Below are 16,772 nucleotides of genomic sequence, written 5' to 3' on the forward strand. Positions count from 1 at the left end.
CAAATCGATCGTGACCATTTGGAAGTTTTTGGAAAAAAAATTCGCGATCACCCTCGACATATTTTTTTGCGAGAAGGTGTAAGTCTGGAGCGCCAAAACGAACGATTCCTCCCTTTTTAAGAACTCTAAATATTTCTTTTATCAAAAAAGAGGCTTTATCATAAGGGAAGTAGCTTATCACACTAATACATACTGCATACTTCATTGATTGCTCGCGAAAGGGCATTGGTTTCTTTGAAAGATCCATAACAAGATCTGATGAATGACAGATATCAATATCCCAATAACCACGTATCCTAACACCACCCCCTCCAAGACTAACTCCTTCTCGTTGATCGTGAATAAGCCCCATGTTTAAGGCGTAGTATAGAAGTGGGCCATGAGAAATACCTCGAGCTTTAGCACGAATTCTAGCAAGCATATAATGAAAAAATATTAGTTCTACGATTTAGGCATATCATACTATGTATTTGTATCAGTATAGACAAAAGATGAGATTAACTCACCCTTCTTGTTGAAAACAAAATAATTAAATCCACCCGACCAAAGAAACATATTCGTAAAAAGGTCATTATTTACCTTAAACATTCTCTGTATTGCATTTGGGTAGATCGCATGGACCATGTGATAAAATTCATCAGTACCCATATCTCGTTGTTCATAATCTTGATACTCATTGAAAACAAGCGTATTTCCAATACGGGTCACATGCCACTTATGGAAGTTGGGGAGGCGCGTAAAGTTACTCATAATATCTGACATACGGGTTGGGGTCTCGATATATCCTCGTTTCCCTACACGCATAATCTCATCACATGCCTTTGCCGGATCATCCACATGTTCAAGAACATGCGCACTGTAAACAAAATCAAATTCCTTTGTGCCATAGGGAAGATTTTCTGCGCTTGCCTGTGCAAAAAGCTTGTTATCCGTTTTAAGGTCATTATAGCGATGCTGAGTTTTCCCTGGATTTGGATCGCACAAATGCGTTGCATATATGAATGGCTCTCCCCCACTTCCAACGTCAAGAACTTTTTCTCCAGGCGCGATATCGAATTCCACAAAGCGTCTTTGATAATCAATTCTCCTTTCACCTGAATATCCCCTTAGAATATAGAGTTTGAGATATAAAAAATTTATCCTTCCCAAAAGAGGTTTTATTACATTACGCCAACCGAAAGTTACTGTTTTTTTAGCGGCATTCATATATGACTATGACACCTTTTGAAATATCGTCGTTTGTGCAAACATCGTAATATAGGGTACGGGACCAAAAAAATCTTTTCGTAAATATCCGCTTACTGAAACTTCATCAAGCGTTTTCTGATAGTCGCTCCGTTCAGAATCGTCAAGAATAAGAAGACCTTCGGTTTTAATCTTTTTTAGCGCTAGACATACACAGGCGTTCCGAGCTCTGCCATCAATGAATACCAGGTCAAAAAAATTATCAGGATACATTTCGATTGTCCTGCAATATTTTTTGAAATTCATCCCTGTGTACTCGTGTGCCGATGATTTATACTGTCGTGCATCACTCACTCCCCTCTCATTCTCTTCCTGCTGATGAAGTATAAGATTACAATTATCTATTTTTTTTGTAGTTAAGTCCTGGCGAACTCGTTCATACCACCGCCCATCATGCTCCACAGAAATGATTTTTTTCACTCTTTGGGCTATGAAGAGTGTCGACCCCCCACATCCCCATTCAAATACAGTCATGTCATTTTTTAGAAATGATTCTAAAAATTCACAAACTTCATATTCTATCCATGGTTGCTCGTCTCTCAGGGCACTTTGATGTGGGTGAAGCGAAAAGAACCAAGGCGCAAAGTATTTCAATCCTGTTGGCTTACGCAGGAAAAAAAATGACCATGACATGACAATCCTAAAAAAATTCAGCGCGGCATTGAGATAGTTGCTCAATTTAAAATATCTTTTGAATTTTAACGACATTGCTTTCATATTACTACGCCCTCCACACATGTTTAGCCACATATCGTGGATGACTCTCATGATCCCGTCTTCCATTTATAAAATAATCTGAGTCATCAATGGAAAATCGTTCCGCATTTAGGACGTAATCTGCAATCACTCCATGAGCGGCTGCATAGACATTCACATGATACTCTCCGTGAACCAACGGGCATACTTCAATCTCACACTCAACGGAATTCATACCTTGAGTAACTAAATAGTTTGAACAAGACGTCTCTGTCCAAAACGTGAGAATATTACCTGAAACATCGTTGATCGAAAATGCGAAAGCAACATTAGAGAGCTTCTCGCCCTGCTGATAAGTATCAAAATGAAGTCTGACACGAAAGGGTTTTCCCGTTTCAACTCGAGCGTCTCCATTTGGCCCTAGTATTTCAATTGATGTAAATCGTATCTTTCCGGTACCCTCCCTATCTGTTCTCTCCGATAACGGATCACAACTTAGATGAGACGCATCGTTCAGGTAATAGTCGATTACGTCCTGTGTGCTCCCAATCTTTGTAATCATTCCATGACTGAGAAGTACGACTTTTTTACAGAGACTGTTGATCGCTGCCATATTATGGCTTACGAATAAGATAGTTCGCCCCTCACCTTTGGTGATTTGCTCCATCTTCCCAAGTGACTTTTTTTGAAAGTCTGCATCCCCTACTGCAAGGACCTCATCAACAATAAGAATATCTGGCTCAAGGTGTGCTGCTACGGAGAATGCAAGACGCACAGACATGCCACTGGAATAATATTTAACTGGGGTATCGAGGAACTGCTCTATGCCAGAAAAATCTACAATCTCGTCAAATTTTCTATCTATCTCGCTTTTTGGCATTCCAAGGATACTGCCATTGAGATATATATTCTCCCTTCCTGAGAGCTCAGGATGAAAGCCTGTTCCCACCTCAAGGAGACTTCCCACATTCCCACACATAGTGACACTTCCCTGGGTCGGATAGGTAATTCGAGAGAGGATTTTGAGAAGTGTTGATTTACCAGCCCCATTAGCACCAATAATACCAAGAACTTCGCCCCTCGCTACATCAAGGGTAATGTCACGCAACGCCCAAAAAGGTATAGCAGTCGACTGTGATCCGGATAACCATGTGAAAGGCCCCTTCATAAATCTAATAATATCATCGCGCAATGAATGATATGACTGCTGGTTGCGAGAGTGTACTATGTACTGTTTTCCTAAATCACGTATTTCAATGGCATTCATAGTAGTCTATAAAATATCCGCAAAATATTTCTCTGTTCTGTTAAAAATGAAGAGTCCGCAGAGAAATAGGAGTACACTAACGATACCTGCGCTACTCAATAAGTACCACTGTATATCTCCAGCACCAGTCAAAGCTACTCGCATAATTTCGATACTGCTACCGATGGGATTTAGGTACCATAGAGCGTTATTTGATCCCAAAAAAGTGAGTGGATACATGATTGGCGTTACAAAAAAGAGGAGTTGAACGCCAAAAGGAAGTGCATAGCGCACGTCACGGTACTTAACATTTATCGCAGCCAACATAAGCCCAATACCTGAGAAAGTAAGGAACGTTATAAGAAGGCATGGAATGAGGAGCACTATCCCCCAAATCCCAGGAACCATATGATAGTACAGCATTAAACAAAGCAGAATAATAAATGCGCATCCAAAGTCGATGAGGTGCACGAACGTCGAGGCAAGGGGGAGGATGATCTTAGGAAAATAGACCTTTTTGATAATCGACTGGTCTGCGATAAGACTGTTCGCAGCGCTCCCTAGTGAGTTTGCAAAGTAATACCAGAAAAGGAGTCCGATAAAGGAAAAGACCGGATAGGGAATGCCCCCCGTATCAACATCGATGACTTTACTGAAAAGAACATTGAGAATTGCCATCATGATGAGTGGCTGGAGCACGGCCCATGCGATGCCAAGTGCTGTTTGTTTATAACGAACCATGATATCCCTAAGGCCGAAATAATAAAAGAGCTCGCGATAGCGCCAAAGCTCCTTTGTATCAATAGTCAAGGTTTTCTTTGGTTTGATAACAGTAGTTTGCATCATGAAGCATGTAGATAATTGAGAGTTCCTTACTGCTAAATCTAACAATTCATGCATATCTGTCAAGTATTTGCACAATATTTGCACAAATATTTGCTTCCTTGCACTTCCTGTGGTAATCCATTAATATATAATGAAATCTTAATATTTTTTGGTGTATGCTATACAAAATAAGTACCTGGGTACGTACTCGAGGATTACCATGGACACTCCTCTATATATGTCGCCAGTTTTTGCTCCGATACCCTTTAACATCACTAGAGAAACGGTTGTCACGAATTGAGCAGTCACGACATATCACGGGAGAGCATTCACTCTCTTCGTCGACCCATACACTTGAGATGAATAAACAGATATGGAACTCATACGACTGGGGTGACCGCGGGGAAGAGTGGACGTATGACGCCAAGAAGTATAGTAACCTCGATCCACTACAGTGGAAAAATAAGCTTCTGAATAATGTATTGCGTAAATACATAGCTCCTGGATCAACCGTTCTTGAGATTGGTCCTGGTGGTGGCCGATGGACACAAGAACTCCTTCCCCTCTCACAACGCCTTATTATTGTCGATATATCTGAAAAAGTGCTTGAGATATGTAGAGAACGGTTTCGTGACGCAACAACACTCGACTATCATCTCATTGATGAGATATGTATGGATTTCATTCCAGATAACTCAATTAATGCCATCTGGTCCTATGATGTATTCGTTCACATCAATACGTCTGACACGGAAAACTACATACGAGAATTCCAAAGAATTCTAAAGCCTGGAGGCTACGCACTTATCCATCACTCCGGCACCTATACGACATATGATGAAGAGTGGCTTCGAAAGTCAGCCTTCCGCTCCTATGTTGATGGTGCGCTGTTTAAATATTTCATTGAAAAAAATAACCTAACACTTCTCGAGCAGAGTGGTTCGTTTGTACACCTCCCGGGTGATCTCATATCCATTTTCACAAAATCTCCTATATGAAACAACATCTCGTCAGATTCATGCCAAAATTATTAAAAGCGATAGGTAAAAAAAGTATTCTTAAAACGCTTTGCTCACTCAACCATCTCATGAGAACAGTGACTGCAGCAACTCATAGGTTGCAATTTTACTTTGAATACAGTGTTTTTAACCAACCGGAATACTTCGATCATTTTATTGACCTTTTCTATCTCTGGCGAAAGCACCGTTACCCATTTTGGCTTGAACGAGGTATTTTCGGGCTCCTTGCCTGCAAAGATCAAGGGGAAATTTTAGAACTTTGTTGCGGTGATGGCTTTAATGCTCGGAATTTTTACTCTATTCGAGCAAAAAGTATCGTGGCAGTAGATTTTGAAAAGGATGTCATACGCTTTGCCCAGAAGTACAATAGTGCACCCAATATTCAATTCCTCACCATAGATATTCGCCATGCTATGCCGCAAGGGGTCTTTGATACGATCATATGGGATGGCGCAATCGAACACTTTACTGAAACCGAAATTGATGAGCTTTTAAAAGAAATAAAGCCTAGACTGAAAGATGGTGGGTGTCTCAGTGGCTATACAATTGTTGAGAAGACGGAAGGAAAAAGCCACTCACTTCATGAGTACGAATTCAAATCAAAAGAGGATTTATTTCGTTTTCTCACCCCCTACTTTAAAAACGTAAGGGTATTTGAGACAGTATATCCCATCAGACACAATCTCTACTTTTGGGCTTCAGACAGTATTTTGCCGATGGATTCTGGGTGGATGGGACAAATCCGAACTTAAGGTGACCTCGAAAATAACTTCTGTTTTTTTAGGCACTACCAAGAACATTTATTTGAAAACCATGTGCCCGCCATTGATCATGGTTTAAAACATTCCGGGTATCATAGAGCAATTTCGTACGCATAACACCTATCTGACTTGGATCAATCTCTCGAAAAAGATCATGGTCGGTCAGAAGAAGGATGCAATCAGATCCTTCCGTTGCCTCTTTGAATGAATTCGAAAGAGAATAACGCTGAGTTGTCTGACACAGCGGATCAAAGATCTCCATGCGTATTGATCTTAATTTTAAAAGCTCAATAATTTGAAGGGATGGGCTCTCACGATCATCACTCACGTTTTTTTTGTATGCAATTCCTAATACCGATACCAGAGGGTTTTCAATCCCCCTTAAAAGGTTCTCGAGAGTAAAGACAACGTGCTGAGGCATTGAATTATTAATGAGTCTCGCTGCCGCGATCATTCCATCTGGAAGCGTATCATTGAGCAAAAAATAAGGATCTATTGGTATGCAATGTCCTCCCACGCCTGGACCCGGTAAATGGATACTAACCCGCGGATGGAAGTTAGCGAGCCGAATAACATCCCACACATTCAACTCCATTCGCTCGCATATTTTTGCTATTTCATTCGCAAACCCTATATTGACATCGCGATAAGTATTTTCGATGATTTTTACGATCTCAGCTACTCGTACCTCTGTCTCATATACCTCACTCTTAACAAATGTCTCATAAAGAATCCTAGCAAGATGCCTTGACTCACCATCCACCCCACCGACAATACGGGTATTATGGACTATTTCAATGATGGTATTGCCGGGAATTGCGCGTTCCGGCGCATGGGCGAGAAATACCTCCTCATGGAATAAAGGTTTAACAATATCTTCAATAGTGCGTGGTGGTATTGTTGACTCGACAACAATGAGATCATCTTTTTTTATGACTGTTTGAATATTCTGAACCGCTGCCACGAGATATGAAAGATCTGATTTCTTCTCAATCGTCAATGGTGTAGGGACACATATTATATATATGTCAGCGACCTGTATTTCGCGCGAAAAAGATATGCGTTGCAAGCCCTCTGCCAGCAATTCTTCAAGTCCGGGTTCACAAAAAGGAAGTTGTCCATTTTGAAGAAGTGCAACTTTCTCTTCGATTATATCGCATCCGTAAACTCGAAAACCTGCTTTCGCAAAAAAACATGCTGTCGGCAACCCAATGTATCCTAGCCCAACAACACATATACGAGCCGTACGTTCGTGAATCATTCTCTCATTCATGGGATGGGGTCTCAGATGATTTTTTTGATAGCGCAGCGACAGATTCTATATACCAGTCAATGGTCTTATGTAAGCCTATTTCAAATTCCGTTGTCGCCTGAAAGCCAAACTGTCGGGCTCGTGATGTCTCGAGACTCCTCCGTGGCTGACCATCTGGTTGTGCTGTGTTCCAAAGAATTTCTCCTTCAAAGCCCATATGCGAGCAAATCAGCTGAATGAGATCTCGAATAGATATTTCCTTGCCTGCACCAATATTGACCGGTTGTTCATCATTATAACGCTCGGCAGCAAGAATAATGCCTTCCGCTGCGTCCTCTACATAGAGAAATTCGCGCGTAGCCTCTCCGGTACCCCAGACTTCGATAGTATCTTGATCAGATACCATTGCATCTCGAACTTTTTTAATTAACGCTGGAATAACATGTGAGGAGTCGGGATTAAAATTATCCCCAGGACCATACAAGTTCACAGGAAGGAGATAAATTGCATTAAATCCAAACTGTTTTCGATATGCTTGTGATTGCACAAGAAGCATTTTTTTTGCCAAGCCATAGGGAGCGTTGGTCTCCTCGGGATACCCATTCCAAAGATCTTCCTCTCGAAATGGTGTTGGAGTAAATTTCGGATAAGCACAAATCGTCCCACAGGCGACAAACTTCTCCACGTTTGCCTGTCGAGCCGACTCCATAAGATTAACTCCCATAATAAGATTGTCGTAAAAAAGATCTCCAGGATTTTTGTTATTATACCCAATACCCCCTACTTTTGCAGCCAAATGAATGACAATATCTGCATCCTTAACTACCTCGTCACATACTTCTTTTTTTCGCAAATCGTGGCTCACAGAACGAGGAATGATAATATCACTATCAAGAACGCCTCTTTGCAGGAGTGCTTGATAGACATACTTACCAAGAAAACCCGCACCACCCGTTAAAAGTATTTTTTTACCTATCATATATTCTTATTATTTATTTGAAATAAGGGGATCGAATGAGTAGCTGACGGCAGTAGGGTATTTTCTCGCTGCTTTTTAATATCGGCCTCAACCATATCACGAACAAGTTCATGAAAATCTACTTTTGGCGCCCAACCAAGCTTCTCCTTTGCCTTGCTCCAATCTGCCTGCAAATGATCAACTTCTGTAGGACGATAGTAACGTTCATCAATCACAACATAATTCTCCCAGTCATCAATCCCGGCGATTGAAAAAGCAATTTTAACAAAATCTCGTACGGAGTGTGATACTCCTGTTCCAATGACATAGTCATCCGGAGTATCCTGCTGAAGCATCATCCATGCCGCCTCCATATAGTCACGTGCATGTCCCCAATCGCGACGCGCATCCAAATTGCCTAAATAAATTTTTTTATCGAGGCCTGCGAGAATACGAGCGATGCCCCGAGTGATCTTTCGTGTCACAAATGTTTCACCGCGACGTTCGCTCTCATGATTAAAAAGAATTCCATTTACCGCATAAATTTGATACGCCTCGCGATAATTGACAGTAGTCCAAAAAGCGAAAAGCTTTGCGTTGGCATAGGGGCTACGCGGATAAAAAGGTGTTTGTTCATTTTGAGGAGGTGGAGTCGCTCCAAAAAGTTCAGATGAAGAGGCCTGATAAAATTTTATTTTTTTACCTGTTTCTTCTTGATAATCTTTTATGGCTTCGAGTATGCGTAAACACCCTATTCCCGTGACAGATGCCGTATATTCAGGAATATCAAAGCTCACACGCACATGCGACTGTGATCCAATATTATATATCTCTTGGGGATCCACCATATACAACAACTTACGAATAACACTTGTATCAGAGAGATCTCCATAATGCAGCTTCAATCGTCGGCTAAAATCATGTGGATCAGCATAAATATGATCAATTCGAGAAGTATTAAAGGTAGATGCTCGACGTATCATACCATGCACTTCATATCCTTTCTCTAAAAGTATTTCCGCTAAATAACTACCTGATTGTCCGGTTATGCCAGTGATAAATGCTCTTTTCATATACTCTTTAAACTTTCTTTTAAACGAGGTGATAGCTATATTTCAGGATAAAACTAAACGTCTTTTTTGAAGCCATTTAGATGGCAGCAAAAGAGACATATTGAGCCTCTGAATTGGTCAGATTTGTGTCGGACCCGCTATACGCCTACTAAAATGAATCTCTATGGGCGACACAGGATTCGAACCTGTGACCTCACCGATGTGAACGGTGCGCTCTAACCAACTGAGCTAGTCGCCCAACCTTGCTAACATGCCCATATTGCACAAGAAATCTGTTCATAGTATACTTGGGAAATAGCTCTTGTCAACGAAGTAGCGTTTCTATGAAACAAATCAAAATAGACCTTCTCGACATCCATAACAAACAGCAAAACCACACCATCGAAACAGTCAACCAGCTCGTTTTCCCCAAGTATCTCATGCTACTGTTCTCGATTGCATTTATTCTGACGGGCACCACCGTACTCTCCTATCAGCAGTCGCAAAACGCCACATCCCCCCTTTCCAAAACATGGAGCTCATTTCTCAACTTCGCTCCCGTCCAAACGCTTACAACAGGGACTGAGCGCACACTCGCAGGAGAGCAGGATGGTCGCATCAATGTGCTTCTGCTTGGCATTGGCGGCCCCTTGCATGACGGCCCCTACCTGAGCGATACCATTATTATCGCAAGCCTCAAGCCTTCTACGCACGATTTGGCGCTTATTTCCATCCCTCGCGACCTTGTTGTCAATATCCCCTCCCATGGGTGGCGAAAAATCAATGAAATCAATTCATTTGGCGAGGTTGCCCAAGCAGGCGGCGGAGCGGAATTCACACGTACCACACTCAGTACGCTTTTTAATATACCAATCCAGTATGCCGTCCGCATAGATTTTTCAGGCTTTGAAAAAATTGTGGATATCCTTGGAGGCTTAGACATCACTGTTGATAAATCATTCACCGACTATTCCTACCCGGCGCCGAATTATAAATACCGTGTTGTGTCTTTCAAAGAAGGGCCCCAAGTGATGGATGGCACTACTGCACTGCAGTTTGTCCGCTCGCGCCATAGTGCCAACAATCAAGAGGGCTCAGACTTTGCACGCAGCAAGCGGCAGCAGAAAGTCATTGTTGCATTGAAAAATAAACTCCTCTCCATTTCATTTCTATCCAATCCTCAGAAAATATCTTCTGTTATCCGAGAACTTCAAGATTCCATCGCAACGAATATTCAAGGGTGGGAACTTATGCGTCTCTCCCTATTTGCACGACAAATTGACGAGCAAAAAATACTATCCACATCAATCGATGGGGCAAGCGGGCTTGTCTATGACGATATCGTAGAAGGGGCCTATGTCCTCCGCCCCAGCGACGGCACCTATGAGGCTATTAAACAGCGTATAGCGAATGTATTTGAGCCTGGTGCACTTGAGCCATTACCGCCTGCCCAACATCCGCCATCACAATTTCTAGCCAAGAAAAAGCAACTTGACCAAAAAGCTCTTCCGGCACAGCAACCTGAGCCGATCGAACAACAACCCCAATCGGAACAGCCTCTCGCAGAAATACCAGCTGATACTCAGCCGCAAGATACCCAAGAACCCCTTCAGCAAGAACCTCAAGATGATGCCGAATCCGCAACTATTACGCTTCGCAATGGCACAACAACAGAAGGATTGGCGTCACAGAATGCTGCGCTACTCAAAGCTCTGGGATTCAGCATTGATGCAATAGCAAATGCTCCAACGCGAGGTATAGAAAAAACCATCCTCATTGACCTGTCAAAGGGAGCAAAGCCTCAACATCTGCACCAGCTTCTGAGAACATATAATCCCACGCTTAATATATCGCCATCACAGGAAATGATTGGGTCTTCCCAGAGCGACTTTATCCTCATCCTTGGGCTTGATGCCGTAAAAAGAAAAGCTAGCGCTGAAAAGGACCAACAACCTCAAACAGCCCCCGCTCCCCTTTAATCATCGTAGTACTGTACAATCGAGTACCATCGTTCGACAGAATACTCGAACCAGTATCATCCCCTTCAAAAACATATCTATTAAGTGCGCCCGCAACCGACACATCGATGGCTTTAATTTTTTTGTCAGAAACAAAAAAGATATAGGAACTATCGTTGATAAAAAATATGTCAGAGATAGTATTGCTCTGCCGAGTAATAAGCGATGATTGATAGCCGTCACCGCTTTTTTCATAGATCCACAATTCAAAATCATTAGTAAGCGCAAAACGATTGCGCGATTGCCAATACAACCTCCCTTTTGGCAGCTGAACAAGTGCTGTAGTCGGCGAAGCGGCATCATAGAGAAACAAATCATTCTTTTTATCTTGCAGGGCTACCAAGCGATCATAGGTACTGGCAATTGATTTAAACATAGCGGGGAAATGCGCCATTTCAGTTGTCTGAATACCTTGCTCTCCTGAAACACGCAGGAGAGTAGAACCATTATTGCTGTGTACAAGCAGCATGGCGGCCCCATCTATGTGCACACTATCACCAATGGCTCCGCGATAGATGATTTCTTGTTTTTGCGATGGCAATGCAATAGCGAGCGCACTTGTGGGGGTAGTGGCAAGGAGACGCTGCTCACTGAGCCATTGTATGCCCTTCCACTGCGATTGGCGCTCAAGAACAGTAACATCCGCACTCTCGATATCTACGATCTGATACAGACCCTTATCGCGTATAATAAGTTTCGTTCCACGCGGAGATGGCAGAAGAAACGATTGGTCAAGCGCGCTGCCGTGATAGATCCGTTCAGATTGCTTTGTTGATTCATTGAATACAAAAATATCATTTCCGGCACTAAAGCAGATGCGCGCGGCATCGATACGTTCCAATGCGGCAATTCCCTGTTGCTGTACTAAAAGTTGTGGTTCATGCATTTTAAGAAGTTCTCTATCTTTGACAAGGGTTGAGCGGCCAGAGTATACGGTAATATCTGCAGTCCATGGATAATAGCCCTCTTTCTTAAGTTCAAGGCGGTAATCCCCCGATGGCAGATAGGATACCGTTGTCGGTGTCTGGGCTTGCCCAGCCTGCAACCCGAAAATATGTGAAAAGGCCTTCTCTCCATTGAGGTAAATATCGCTTCGATTTGGAATGGTCTCTACAACTAGCTCGCCGGTTTTTTCGATACTTTTCTTTTTAGGATGGTATCGGTACCCATTTGTATAGAGAATGACACCAACCGCTGAACCGCAAAACAGCACAACAAAACCCAAAAATAATATTCTACGGTTTGCAAGCTTCATAGCGCATTGCGCTCTTCCCGAAGCTGAACGCGAATATGCGTCTTTGCCGCCTGTGTTTTGACAAACCGCAGCCAATCGCTACTTGGATATTTGCGGTGTTTATCCGCTATGATTTCAGCCATATCCCCGCTGTGCAAAGGTGTATCAAGCGAAACAATCGCGTCATTGATTTTTGCACCCACGCAACGCCTGCCAATATCACTATGAATGTGGTAGGCGAAATCAATCATTGTTGATCCTTCCGGCAGATTGATCACATCTCCTTTTGGCGTAAACACAAAAATACGGTGTTGAAAGATATCCAGTTTCAGTGATTGCAGGTATTCCTTTGAATTTTCAGCTGTTTGCTGTTCAAGCTTCAGTAATTGCTGGAGCCAGTCGAGATTTTTGGTAATTTTTTTTGATGTTTTGCCGGACTCGTTATAGTTCCAATGCGCGGCAATTCCAAGACGGGACTCACGATGCATTTCCGGCGTTCGTATCTGAAATTCCACGATTTCACCATGCTCACAAAAGACTGTGGTATGAAGAGAGCGATAGTTATTCGGCTTGGGCTGGGCAATGTAATCTTTGATACGATTTGGCAGCGGCTTCCAGTGGTGATGAATCACTCCCAGCGCTCCATAGCAGTCGGAAATCGTATCCACAATCACCCGCATTGCAACAAGGTCATAGATGCCATCCAAGCTCATTTTAGTTCTCTTTTCCATCTTAAGATAGGTGCTATAGAGGCTCTTGACTCGGCTTTCAATTTCCAATGGTTTAATGCCTTCTTCTTCCAAATTCCGCCAAAGTGTTGTCCGTATTTTTGCTAAAAACCGCTCTTTTTGCTCACGCTTGGGCCGTACGAGCGCGACAAGTTGTTTATAATCATCCGGGTAAACATACCGGAATGCTTCATCTTCCAAATCTTGCTTGATGCCGCCCATACCGAGGCGGTCAGCAATAGGGGCATAAATCTCGAGCACCTCTCGCGCAATTCTTAATTGTTTTTGAACAGGCAATACGTCAAGTGTTTGAAGATTATGAAGCCGATCAGCAAATTTTATAATGATAATACGGATATCATCGGCAATACTCACAAACATCTTGCGCAGATTTTCCACATAGCGCTCCATTCCGCGATATTTCACCATGCCAAGCTTGCTTACGCCCCCAACAAGATGTGCCACTTCCTCCCCGAAATTTTTCCGAACATCTTCGATAGTAACGGCTGTTTCGTCGGTAACATCATGGAGGAGACTTGCGATGACCGCCTCTTCATCCATTTTGATATGCGCAACGATCATTGCCGTACCCAAACAATGCGAAATATAATCCTCGCCATTCAATCGCTTCTGACCATGATGCGCGCTTTCTGCAAATTCATATGCAAGGCGTATGAGGTCAAAATCCGCTTGGGGATTGTACTTTTTTACTGCATTGAGTATATCGTCGATGTAGATCATAGAATGATTTTGGTATACCCACTAGTGTAGCATGCTGCACAAAAGAGAAAACCCCTCCACATCCAGGCAACGTTGACATCTTTTACGAAGAACGGTAGAATTTTTATACTCTATGAAAAAATACATTTGCACACCATGTGGCTACATCTACGATCCCGAGCAGGGCGATCCTGACAGTGGCATAGCTCCAGGCACAGCGTTCGAAGACATACCCAATAATTGGATATGTCCTATTTGCGGAGTCTCAAAAGATCTCTTTGAACCCTTTGAAGAATAAGAAATAAGAATAAGATGAAGAATAATAATTAATTTTTTCTATGAACGAATGCACACATAGTACGATCGGCCAGCCGGTGGATTCAGCGGAGTTTGAAATCTACCACAATGACGCCATCAGCAAAGTATCCCTCAAACAGTACCAAAAACAATGGCTGATTCTATTCTTTTATCCGGCAGACTTTACGTTTATCTGCCCCACAGAGCTCGAGGAAATGGCAGATCACTATAATGAGATCAAATCGCTTGGCGCAGAAGTCGTTAGCGTCAGCACAGATACCGTTTTTGTCCACAAAGCATGGCACGACAACTCACCTTCAATAAAAAAAATTCAATTCCCAATGGCGGCAGACCCAACCGGCGCGCTTGCCAAAGCATTTGGCACCTACATTGAACACCAGGGCGTATCGTTGCGAGGAACGTTTATCATCGATCCAAATGGTGTCTTACGCGCCTATGAAGTCAATGACAACAGCATCGGCAGAAGTGCAGCAGAGCTCTTACGAAAACTTAAAGCAGCACAGTACGTTGCCACTCATGCCGGAGAAGTATGTCCTGCAAGCTGGCAGCCAGGAAAAGAAACGCTCAAACCCGGTCTTGATTTAGTAGGAAAAATCTAATCCTATGTACGAAGTGCAGAACTATACTCACCTCCTGGGCACCCCGGGATTCAGTGATCAGATGCTCAAGAACCATTTCACACTCTACCAAGGGTATGTAACGAATTTTAATAAATTAAACGACCTGCTTATTGACTTAGAAAAAGAGGGAAAGGTAGGAACACCCGTGGATACCGAGCTTAATAGACGGTTCGGCTGGGAATTCAATGGGATGAGGCTCCACGAATTGTATTTTGACAACATGAAAAACAGCGGGGTGCAAATACGTGAGTGTGAACTTTTGAAAAAAATCAGTGAAGAATGGGGGAATAAAGAAACGTGGGAAAAGGATTTCCGAACCATGGGAGCAGCACGCGGCATTGGCTGGGTTATCCTCTATTTTGACGCAGGTGCAAACAAACTATTTAACGTCTGGATAAATGAGCATGACGTTGGACACTTGGCCGGATGTGTACCACTCCTCGTGATGGATGTCTTCGAGCATGCCTACATGCTTGATTACGGCCTCAAGCGCGCTGACTACATTGAAGCATTCTTCAATGCGATTGACTGGGATGTGGTTAGTAAGCGCTTCGAAACAGCTACGAAATAATTGCGCCCACTGGACAGTGGTCCGATCCAAAGTATTCATTCAGAATAAATGAATCTTGTACGCGTGGTGCAAGTGAACGGGATGTGCAAACATAATCAATGCGCCACCCGACGTTTCGTGCGCGCGCCTGAAACATATACAGCCACCAAGAATATTTGATGGTCTCCGGATGGAGCGATCTAAATGTATCGACAAATCCTGCGTTCAGTAATGCAGTAAATCCGTTTCGTTCCTCATCGGTAAATCCCGGGTTACGCCGATTGTCTTTGGGGCGAGCTATATCAATATCCTGGTGGGCGACATTCAGATCACCACAGAATATCACGGGTTTTTTAGCATCGAGCGCCAGAAGATATGCCATAAAATCACTATCCCATTGCATTCGATACTCCAATCGCAATAATTCACGTTTCGAATTTGGAACATACACAGTGACGACAAAAAAATCGCTAAATTCCAGAGTAACCACCCTTCCTTCCTGATCATGCTCTTCTCGCCCAATGCCATAGAACACATTGAGAGGTTTTTCGCGTGTGAAAATGGCCGTACCCGAATATCCCTTTTTTTGTGCAGAATTCCAAAACGTATGATACCCCTTCAGAGGCAAAGAAACTTGCGACTGTTCTGCTTTGGTTTCCTGAAGACAGAGGATATCCGGTTTTATTTCTGTCATTGCATCGCCAAACCCCTTGGATTGTATTGCTCGAATACCATTGACATTCCATGAGATCAGTTTCATATATCCTCATCATCCTTCTTCTTGCCTTCATCTCCAGGCTTTGTCCATGCGCTATAGTCGCAATCAGGATACTTGTTGCAGCCAAAAAAGATTCTGCCGCGCTTGGTTCTTTTCTTCACTACAGAACCCGCGCTACACTTAGGACATGGACCTAATACATCTTTTGCAAGCGGTTTGATACTTTTACACGTCGGGTAATTACTGCAACCCCAGAACATGCCAAACCGCCCGCGCTTTTTGACCATTACGTTTCCGCAGAGTTCGCACTGCGGCGCTTCTTCCTTATCTTGTTCAGAATCTCCTCCCTCGGATGCATCTTCGATTTGTTTGGTGTTTTTGCATTCGGGAAATCCTGAACATGCGATAAATTTCCCATAACGCCCCATGCGCACCAGCATGGGCTTGCCGCATTTCTCACATACAGCATCTGTTGTCTCCGTAAGAACAGTATCCTTTGTGAGTTCTGCGTCTTTTTGTTTTAAAAGCTCCTTAAAAGGCACATAAAATTCTCTTAAAATAGGTACCCATTCTCTTGTTCCCGCTGCGATTTCATCAAAGCAATCCTCCATATGCGCCGTAAACTGATAATCAACAATTGAAGGGAAGTGCTGTACAAGCAAATCGTTCACCATGCATGCAAGCTCGGTGGGTTTCAGGCGCCCCTCTTCGCGTTGCACATAATTACGTGCGATAATAGTGCTGATAGTAGGCGCATACGTTGACGGCCTTCCAATACCATGTTCTTCAAGGGCTTTCACAAGCCCAGCTTC

At 43.0% G+C, this 16,772-nt stretch carries 18 protein-coding genes and 1 tRNA gene; 6 read left to right on the plus strand and 13 right to left on the minus strand.

The features are described from left to right. The 5 genes from AAB400_04890 to AAB400_04910 all read right to left on the minus strand — a co-directional run. A partial coding sequence (locus AAB400_04890) for a methyltransferase domain-containing protein (GenBank protein MEK7649214.1) occupies positions 1–421 on the minus strand: 421 nt, incomplete at its 3' end. 41 nt (positions 422–462) lie between these two features. Next, on the minus strand, positions 463–1,206 hold the full coding sequence (locus tag AAB400_04895; protein MEK7649215.1) for a class I SAM-dependent methyltransferase: 744 nt from the start codon (positions 1,204–1,206) through the stop codon (positions 463–465). A 6-nt stretch (positions 1,207–1,212) separates the two neighbouring features. Then, positions 1,213–1,962 (minus strand): hypothetical protein, encoded by a 750-nt coding sequence (locus AAB400_04900; GenBank protein MEK7649216.1) that lies wholly within the window; start codon positions 1,960–1,962, stop codon positions 1,213–1,215. A gap of 4 nt (positions 1,963–1,966) precedes the next feature. After that, positions 1,967–3,208, minus strand: coding sequence for an ABC transporter ATP-binding protein (locus AAB400_04905; protein ID MEK7649217.1), 1,242 nt, complete (start codon positions 3,206–3,208; stop codon positions 1,967–1,969). Positions 3,209–3,214: 6 nt separating this feature from the next. Beyond that, complete coding sequence (locus tag AAB400_04910) at positions 3,215–4,033, minus strand: ABC transporter permease (protein ID MEK7649218.1); 819 nt, start codon at positions 4,031–4,033, stop codon at positions 3,215–3,217. 230 nt (positions 4,034–4,263) lie between these two features. Between AAB400_04910 and AAB400_04915 the strand changes: the two genes are divergently transcribed. Continuing rightward, on the plus strand, positions 4,264–5,010 hold the full coding sequence (locus AAB400_04915; protein MEK7649219.1) for a class I SAM-dependent methyltransferase: 747 nt from the start codon (positions 4,264–4,266) through the stop codon (positions 5,008–5,010). Further along, positions 5,007–5,783 carry a class I SAM-dependent methyltransferase gene (locus tag AAB400_04920; protein ID MEK7649220.1) on the plus strand — a complete coding sequence of 259 codons (777 nt, stop codon included), beginning with the start codon at positions 5,007–5,009 and terminating at the stop codon, positions 5,781–5,783. The genes AAB400_04915 and AAB400_04920 overlap by 4 nt, the downstream gene beginning before the upstream one ends. 28 nt (positions 5,784–5,811) lie before the next feature. Here AAB400_04920 and AAB400_04925 read toward each other — a convergent pair whose 3' ends face one another. The 4 genes from AAB400_04925 to AAB400_04940 all read right to left on the minus strand — a co-directional run bounded on the left by AAB400_04925 (position 5,812) and on the right by AAB400_04940 (position 9,313). After that, entirely contained in the window at positions 5,812–7,065 is a 1,254-nt protein-coding gene (locus AAB400_04925) for a nucleotide sugar dehydrogenase (GenBank protein ID MEK7649221.1), read from the minus strand. After that, positions 7,058–8,023: a GDP-L-fucose synthase gene (locus AAB400_04930; GenBank protein ID MEK7649222.1), complete on the minus strand. Its 966-nt coding sequence runs from the start codon at positions 8,021–8,023 to the stop codon at positions 7,058–7,060. The genes AAB400_04925 and AAB400_04930 overlap by 8 nt, the downstream gene beginning before the upstream one ends. Continuing rightward, positions 8,020–9,075, minus strand: a complete 1,056-nt coding sequence (gene gmd, locus AAB400_04935) for a GDP-mannose 4,6-dehydratase (GenBank protein MEK7649223.1) — start codon at positions 9,073–9,075, stop codon at positions 8,020–8,022. The genes AAB400_04930 and gmd overlap by 4 nt, the downstream gene beginning before the upstream one ends. 164 nt (positions 9,076–9,239) lie before the next feature. After that, positions 9,240–9,313: transfer RNA gene (locus AAB400_04940), tRNA-Val, on the minus strand. A gap of 85 nt (positions 9,314–9,398) precedes the next feature. Here AAB400_04940 and AAB400_04945 point away from each other — a divergent pair. After that, a complete protein-coding gene (locus AAB400_04945) occupies positions 9,399–11,033 on the plus strand; it encodes an LCP family protein (protein MEK7649224.1) in 1,635 nt (544 codons plus the stop codon). On the opposite strand, the gene AAB400_04950 is transcribed toward AAB400_04945, so the two are convergent. After that, complete coding sequence (locus tag AAB400_04950; GenBank protein MEK7649225.1) at positions 10,984–12,327, minus strand: PEGA domain-containing protein; 1,344 nt, start codon at positions 12,325–12,327, stop codon at positions 10,984–10,986. The two genes, AAB400_04945 and AAB400_04950, sit on opposite strands and share 50 nt — an antisense overlap. Further along, positions 12,324–13,775 (minus strand): RelA/SpoT family protein, encoded by a 1,452-nt coding sequence (locus AAB400_04955; protein MEK7649226.1) that lies wholly within the window; start codon positions 13,773–13,775, stop codon positions 12,324–12,326. The genes AAB400_04950 and AAB400_04955 overlap by 4 nt, the downstream gene beginning before the upstream one ends. Before the next feature lie 112 nt (positions 13,776–13,887). Here AAB400_04955 and rd point away from each other — a divergent pair, with 112 nt between their 5' ends. From rd to AAB400_04970, 3 genes are read left to right on the plus strand one after another with little or no spacing between them, the layout of a single operon-like run. After that, positions 13,888–14,052 (plus strand): rubredoxin, encoded by a 165-nt coding sequence (rd, locus tag AAB400_04960; GenBank protein ID MEK7649227.1) that lies wholly within the window; start codon positions 13,888–13,890, stop codon positions 14,050–14,052. Positions 14,053–14,092: 40 nt separating this feature from the next. After that, positions 14,093–14,671, plus strand: a complete 579-nt coding sequence (locus AAB400_04965; protein ID MEK7649228.1) for a redoxin domain-containing protein — start codon at positions 14,093–14,095, stop codon at positions 14,669–14,671. A gap of 4 nt (positions 14,672–14,675) precedes the next feature. Next, complete coding sequence (locus tag AAB400_04970; GenBank protein ID MEK7649229.1) at positions 14,676–15,263, plus strand: Fe-Mn family superoxide dismutase; 588 nt, start codon at positions 14,676–14,678, stop codon at positions 15,261–15,263. Here the strand turns inward: AAB400_04970 and AAB400_04975 are convergent. Beyond that, the gene (locus tag AAB400_04975; GenBank protein ID MEK7649230.1) at positions 15,253–16,002 is read right to left on the minus strand and encodes an exodeoxyribonuclease III; all 750 of its coding nucleotides are present in this window, start codon (positions 16,000–16,002) and stop codon (positions 15,253–15,255) included. The genes AAB400_04970 and AAB400_04975 overlap by 11 nt on opposite strands. Continuing rightward, positions 15,999–16,772, minus strand: a 774-nt coding sequence (locus AAB400_04980; GenBank protein MEK7649231.1) for a topoisomerase DNA-binding C4 zinc finger domain-containing protein, incomplete at its 5' end; no start/stop codon positions are given. The genes AAB400_04975 and AAB400_04980, both read right to left, overlap by 4 nt.

This window comes from Patescibacteria group bacterium (assembly GCA_038065255.1).
Lineage (GTDB): Bacteria > Patescibacteriota > Patescibacteriia > JACQRZ01 > JACQRZ01 > JBBTRI01.

Bases quoted from the DNA above. Each gene is read 5' to 3' on its own strand.
- AAB400_04920 (MEK7649220.1), top strand. From the start codon at position 5,007: ATGAAACAACATCTCGTCAGATTCATGCCAAAATTATTAAAAGCGATA.
- AAB400_04900 (MEK7649216.1), bottom strand. From the start codon at position 1,962: ATGAAAGCAATGTCGTTAAAATTCAAAAGATATTTTAAATTGAGCAAC.
- gmd (MEK7649223.1), bottom strand. From the start codon at position 9,075: ATGAAAAGAGCATTTATCACTGGCATAACCGGACAATCAGGTAGTTAT.
- AAB400_04925 (MEK7649221.1), bottom strand. From the start codon at position 7,065: ATGAATGAGAGAATGATTCACGAACGTACGGCTCGTATATGTGTTGTT.
- AAB400_04930 (MEK7649222.1), bottom strand. From the start codon at position 8,023: ATGATAGGTAAAAAAATACTTTTAACGGGTGGTGCGGGTTTTCTTGGT.
- AAB400_04975 (MEK7649230.1), bottom strand. From the start codon at position 16,002: ATGAAACTGATCTCATGGAATGTCAATGGTATTCGAGCAATACAATCC.
- AAB400_04950 (MEK7649225.1), bottom strand. From the start codon at position 12,327: ATGAAGCTTGCAAACCGTAGAATATTATTTTTGGGTTTTGTTGTGCTG.
- AAB400_04955 (MEK7649226.1), bottom strand. From the start codon at position 13,775: ATGATCTACATCGACGATATACTCAATGCAGTAAAAAAGTACAATCCC.
- AAB400_04895 (MEK7649215.1), bottom strand. From the start codon at position 1,206: ATGAATGCCGCTAAAAAAACAGTAACTTTCGGTTGGCGTAATGTAATA.
- AAB400_04910 (MEK7649218.1), bottom strand. From the start codon at position 4,033: ATGATGCAAACTACTGTTATCAAACCAAAGAAAACCTTGACTATTGAT.
- rd (MEK7649227.1), top strand. From the start codon at position 13,888: ATGAAAAAATACATTTGCACACCATGTGGCTACATCTACGATCCCGAG.
- AAB400_04905 (MEK7649217.1), bottom strand. From the start codon at position 3,208: ATGAATGCCATTGAAATACGTGATTTAGGAAAACAGTACATAGTACAC.
- AAB400_04945 (MEK7649224.1), top strand. From the start codon at position 9,399: ATGAAACAAATCAAAATAGACCTTCTCGACATCCATAACAAACAGCAA.
- AAB400_04965 (MEK7649228.1), top strand. From the start codon at position 14,093: ATGAACGAATGCACACATAGTACGATCGGCCAGCCGGTGGATTCAGCG.
- AAB400_04970 (MEK7649229.1), top strand. From the start codon at position 14,676: ATGTACGAAGTGCAGAACTATACTCACCTCCTGGGCACCCCGGGATTC.